The organism is Saccharopolyspora sp. 6M (assembly GCF_020176775.1).
Lineage (GTDB): Bacteria > Actinomycetota > Actinomycetes > Mycobacteriales > Pseudonocardiaceae > Saccharopolyspora_C > Saccharopolyspora_C gregorii.
The window spans coordinates 1-3,693 of record NZ_JAIUJZ010000322.1 but is presented as its reverse complement, the minus strand read 5'-3'; the positions used below and the strand labels follow the sequence as shown (position 1 = coordinate 3,693).

The following is a 3,693-nucleotide window of genomic DNA, read 5'->3' as shown; positions in this document are numbered from 1 at the left end:
GACAGGAGTTCGTCGAGGTCGTCGGGGGTGGGTGGGCCGGTGCGGGTGTGGATGCGTTGGGAGAGGTCTGCGTTGTGGAGGAGTCCGAAGTCGGGGTTGTTGAGCAGGTCGTGCTCTTGGCGTTCGCGGAGTGCTTCGATGGTGAGCCGCAGCTGCTGCTCGGTCTGGTCCATCGGCGTGCTGTAGAGGTCGGACACGCGGCTGTGCACGCGCAGCACCGCTTGGGCGACGGCCAGCTCGTACTCGCGCGGCGAGGTCTCGTAGTCGACGAAGGTGCCGCCGAGCGGAGCTTCGCCGCTGTGTCCGGAGTGGATGCCGATCTCGGCTTCGCCGTGCTTGTTCTGCGACTTCGACGGCCGCGAACGCACGTCGTCGAGGTGGGCGCGCAGTCCGTCGGCGCGGGCCGCCGTCTCCTCCACGACGTCACCGCGCAGTTCCAGCACGGTGCAGGGCGTGACGGCCTTCACGGTGTGCGGCCACCGCGAGCCCTGGTCGAGCAGCAGCCCGGACCCGGCGTGGTCCCCATCGGCGAGCAACCCGAGCACCGCGTCGTCGCCGTACTCGCCGCGGGTCAGCTTGTGCGCCTTGCCGTGCGCCAGCAGCAGGATCCGATCGACCGGCGCGCCCGCCTCGGCGAGCACCGCGCCCGCCTCGTACTCGCGCTGCACGAACCGGTCGGCGAGCGCACCGAGCACCGCGTCGTCGTCGAAGTCGCGCAGCGCGGGCAGCTCCCGCAGCTCCTGCGGCACCACCTGCACGTGTTTGCCGGTGCTGACGAACGTGACGCGCCCGTCGCCGAGGGTGTAGGTCAACCGGCGGTTCACCCGGTAGGTGCCGGAGCTCGCCTCCACCCACGGCAGGGTGCGTTGCAGCCAGCGGGACGTGATGCCCTGCATCTGCGGCGGGGTCTTCGTCGTGGTCGACAGGTTCCGCGCCGCCTCGGTGCCCAGGCTGAGCGCGGGGCGAGCGCCGGAACCCGCGTCCGTGGGGTCCCCGGTGTGGGTCTCGCGGGTCATGCAGTCACCAATCCCGTTGTCGTTGCTGGAAGAACCGGGCCGGGAGGCGGCCCGGGGTACTAGCCGGGAGCCCGGCGCAGGAAGCGCTCGTCCGGGCGCCCGGGTCGGCCGTGCGCGCGCCGCGCCCGGCGCGGCCGGTCTCCGGTACCGGCGTAGCGGCCGGTGACCGCGACCCACCGCAGCTCGCCCGCCATCCACTGCTGCATGCCGCGCACGTACCGCTCCAGCCGTGCGCAGCCCGCCGCGTCGAGGTCGAACTCGCCGGTGAGCGCGGGAAGTTCCCAGTGCGCGACCGACTCGAACCGCCGCAGCCGCGCCGTGCACAGGTCGTCGGTCAGCGACACCGCCTGCTGCGGCCGGCAGCCGAGGAACGCCGCCACCGCCGCCACCACGTTCGGCGTCCGCGGCGGGCCGGGAGACGTCGTCCGGTAGCGGAGCAGGTCGTGCCGCAGCGCGCTGACCTCGGCGAACGCCTCGGCGAGCGCCCGCATCGGGGTGCCGGTGAACAGTTCGGCGGGCAGCTGCGCGGCGTGGCGGTGCCGCAGCAGCGCGGCGCTGAACTCGGCGCCGCAGCTGCGCCGCCGGGACGCGAGCAGCGCCAGCGGATCGGCCGGCTCCGGGCCGCGCAGTTCCGCCACCCGGTACTCGAAGCGTTCCGCGAGCCGCACCGCGAACTCGCGCCGCCGCCGGGGTTCCAGCTCGTCGGTGGTGCGCCGCCACAGGTCGACCAGCGCCCGCTCCCACGGTTCCCGCGGTTCCGGCCCGTCGCGGAGCAGGTCCGCGAGCCGATCCCGGAACGCCGCACCCGAGGCCCGGGACCGGAGGTGGTCATCGGCGTACCACGACCACACCTGCCAATCGGCGGCCAAATCCAGCTCGGCCGCCGCCGCATCGGGTTCGGTCAGCGCGGCCAGCAGCGCGTAGTCGGCGGAGTCGAACGCGGCGGGAGTCCACGAGCGGGTGCCGCGCAGCAACCCGTGCTCCTCGGCCCACTCGCGGCAGTGCCGCCGCGCCGCGTCCACCGCCGGATTCCGCCTGGTGTCGAAGGGCATGAAGAACTCGGGCAGCCGCACCCGGTTCGAGGCGTGGGGGGGGGGGGGGGGCGGCGGCCCGGCGTCCCGCGGCGCCGTGTCCGGCCGGCACGCCAGCAGGCCCGCCGACCAGTCCCGCAGCCCCTGGACGTAGCGCAGAACCGCGTCGCGCTGCGCCGCGTCCGCGCACTCCGCCAGCAGCACGGACAGGCCGGTGCCGGTGAGCTCGTCGAACCGTTCCGCGCGCCACGACAACAGGTCGTCGAGCATGGCGAGCGCTCGCGCCCGGGACTGCCCGAAGTGCCGCTGCAGCACCACGACGCTGTCGGAGAGCTCGTCCCGCGGTTCCTCCGGCGCGCCCGCGTTCCGGGTGCGCAGCAGCACCACGTCGCAGAACGCGTCGTGCACCGCGCGGAACGCGGCGCTCGCGGCGACCTGCCGCGGGATCCGCACCCGCAGCCCGTAGGCCACCAGCCGCGCGGCCCACGGGCCGGGCCCGCTGGTGCGGCCCGCGCCCAGGTGGTCGATCGGGTTGGGCACCCGGGACACCGCCGCCCCCGCCGACTCGGCGGCCTGCCCGCGCAGCAGGTCGATCAGCGCGGCATCGACCTGCCGCCGCCACGACGGCGCGACTCGGGAACGCAGGTCGCGCAACGCCCTGCCGGCGGGGTCAGCGGCGTCTCGGGATTCGGCCGCACCGGTCAGCACCTGGTGCAACCCCGCCACGGAGCGCTCGGCGACTGCCCCCGAGCAGCGCCGGACGTGCCCGCGCACCGCCGCCACCCACACCTCGAAGCAGGCGATCAGCGCCAGCTCCGCGCCGGGCACGTCGGGATGGGTCCAGGCGGCGAGCAGCACCTGGTCCCGCACGGCGGATGCGGTCACCCCGGGGCCGGTGGCGTCAGGCGTGTGAGCCACCGGCCCCGGAGCTTCCTCCCCGGGTGCGACCCGGAACGGGTCCGCGCCGGGGGAGTGCGGGGAGCTCGGGATCCCCGCGTCCGCGGGCCGACGTGGACCGGATAAGTCCACATCGGACAGAAGCAGGCCATGTTCCCGCGTCCACCTGGCGGCGAGCGCGTGCGCGCGATCCACGTGCGGGTTCAGCCGCGCACCGCACGGCGCACCGGAACCGGGGATCTCCAAGGCCCGCATCCCGGGTCAGCCCTCGCGCCCGATCTCGACGTGCTCCAGCACGCCGAGGGCATCCGGCACCAGGATCGCGGCCGAGTAGTAGGTGCTGACCAGGTACGAGATGACGGCGCTCTCGTTGATGCCCATGAACCGCACCGACAGGCCCGGCTGGTACTCGTCCGGGATGCCGGTCTGGTGCAGGCCGACGACGCCCTGGTTCTGCTCCCCGGCGCGCAACAGCATGATCGAGGTGGTGCGGGTCTCCGACACCCCGATCTTGTTGCTCGGCAGCAGCGGCACGCCGCGCCACGCCGGGACCTGGTGGCCCTGGAAGTCCACGTTCTGCGGGTACAGCCCGCGCTTGCTGCACTCCCGGCCGAACGCGGCGATCGCCCGCGGGTGCGCCAGGAAGAACGTCGGCTCCTTCCACACCGTGGACAGGAGTTCGTCGAGGTCGTCGGGGGTGGGTGGGCCGGTGCGGGTGTGGATGCGTTGGGAGAGGTCTGCGTTGTGGA

2 protein-coding genes and 1 pseudogene are annotated in these 3,693 nt (G+C 74.1%); all 3 read right to left on the bottom strand.

Annotated features, from left to right (window positions below; genetic code table 11):
• The coding region (locus LCD31_RS28485; RefSeq protein ID WP_224963236.1) for a family 2B encapsulin nanocompartment shell protein at positions 1-1,016 on the bottom strand (1,016 nt) is incomplete at its 3' end.
• 59 nt (positions 1,017-1,075) lie between these two features.
• A complete protein-coding gene (locus tag LCD31_RS28480; protein ID WP_224963234.1) occupies positions 1,076-2,965 on the bottom strand; it encodes a hypothetical protein in 1,890 nt (629 codons plus the stop codon).
• Positions 2,966-3,205: 240 nt separating this feature from the next.
• Positions 3,206-3,693: pseudogene (locus tag LCD31_RS28475) on the bottom strand (Crp/Fnr family transcriptional regulator); the annotation flags it as partial.